The sequence below is a fragment of the Halomonas sp. genome, assembly GCF_041689495.1.
GTDB lineage: Bacteria > Pseudomonadota > Gammaproteobacteria > Pseudomonadales > Halomonadaceae > Halomonas.
In genome coordinates this window covers 1-1549 of sequence record NZ_JBDNGD010000401.1, presented here as the reverse complement: position 1 = coordinate 1549, position 1549 = coordinate 1, and the positions used below count along the sequence as shown (strand labels likewise).

Here is a 1549-nt window from a genome sequence, read left to right as displayed (position 1 = left end):
GCCATCTCTCCACGCCACTCCTTGACCCTGCGCTGCAGTGACCGCAGCTGACCGTCGGAATACGTCCCAGGATGCTCCCGTTGCAACCGCTCTAACAGGCCCTTCGCTGATTGATCGGGGGCATTGTCCAACCAGCCCACGATCCTTGGCCACACGCTTTCGAACGGGTCTTTGCGGGTGCGCCAATGTCGACTTGCCTTCGGAGTGGTGCGGTGTGTGGGGCGAACCTCGCCCTCATGCCATGCGGTCGATAGACTAGCGAGAAAGGAGGTGAGGTCATCATCGTGATGCGCAATAGCCGGTGGCTTACCACCTGCCGCGATAATCGCTAGCCGTTGCTGCATGGTGCGAATCTGATCCAGGAGCTGGAGGGGGTCGAGGGTTTCTGCAATGCGCTGTAGACGTGCCTTGATAGCGTCGGAGATGGCAGCTGACGCCAGGAGTCGCGAACAGGGTGTCTGCGGTGCATGATAGCGCTTCACGACTCGGGCCCCAGTACGAACTTTCTCTTTGAGCTTGAACGACGGCTGAAAGAAATTGATGAACAGGCGGGCTGCTGCATAAAGCTGTGACAGAGCCTCGAAGGCGGCCATACCCTCGAGCCGACGGTAACCCACCAGTCGCCTGACGACCGATCCGTTCTTCTGCTCAATCCAAGCCTGATCGTTCTTGTGGTAGGGCCTCGATCGGGTCAGCTCGATCCCACGGGTCGCACAGTAGCGCAGCAGCCCGTCGTTGAGAAACTCGGAACCATTATCGACATCGAGCCCACGGAGCAAGAAAGGCAGGCTGCCACGCAGCGCCTCAACGGACTCGACGACCAGCGTTCCGTCGCGAGCCAAGAGTGGCGCACAGTCGGTCCAGCCACTCGCCACATCGGTAAGCGAGAGGGTGTGAAGGTAGCTTCCGGTCAGTCTTTCGCCGGAATGCACGACGAGATCCATCTCCAGATAGCCCGGCAAGGGATCAGACCAGTCGGCAAAGGTACGGATCGCCACGTTGCGCTGCACTGCCGTGGGCTTTTTCCGGCCTTGGCGACGCGAGCTCCCGACGCGGGTCTCACGGAGTCGGCGATCGATGGTGGCGGCACTCATGGACATGAGCTTGTCATGAACCCCGGGATCAAGCTGTAGATGGCCGTGGCGCTCAAGGGCTGGAAGCAGGATCGGAAGCAATGCCTTGAGGCGCTTGCCGCAGACCCTGTCAGAGGCCTCCCACATCACGATCAGCGCCTGATGTACGGCATCATCGTAGACTCGCGGCCGCGTGGTTTTCCGTGGCTGAGTATCGAGCTCTGCTGAACCATTCAGGATCCGGATGGCTGATTTCCGATGGCACCCACTGGTCAGAGTAAACTCATCGAGGATTCGACCTTTCTCTGCACGAGAGCCTTGCGCATAGCGCTCCCGCAGAACGCCAATCAGCTCTTGCCTACCGGGGGTCGTCATTGTCTTCGCCATCACCACCACCTCAGCTACTGCCCTTGGTAACTCAGTATATGAGGCAACACCCTATGTTGGGTAACCATTTCGGCGAGGCAATGCGCCGG

At 59.7% G+C, this 1549-nt stretch carries 1 protein-coding gene; it reads right to left on the bottom strand.

Annotated elements, in window-relative coordinates; all coding sequences use genetic code 11:
* A partial coding sequence (locus tag ACESMD_RS12675; RefSeq protein WP_372613705.1) for an ISNCY family transposase occupies positions 1-1469 on the bottom strand: 1469 nt, incomplete at its 3' end.
* Between the last annotated feature and the right edge of the window lie 80 nt (positions 1470-1549).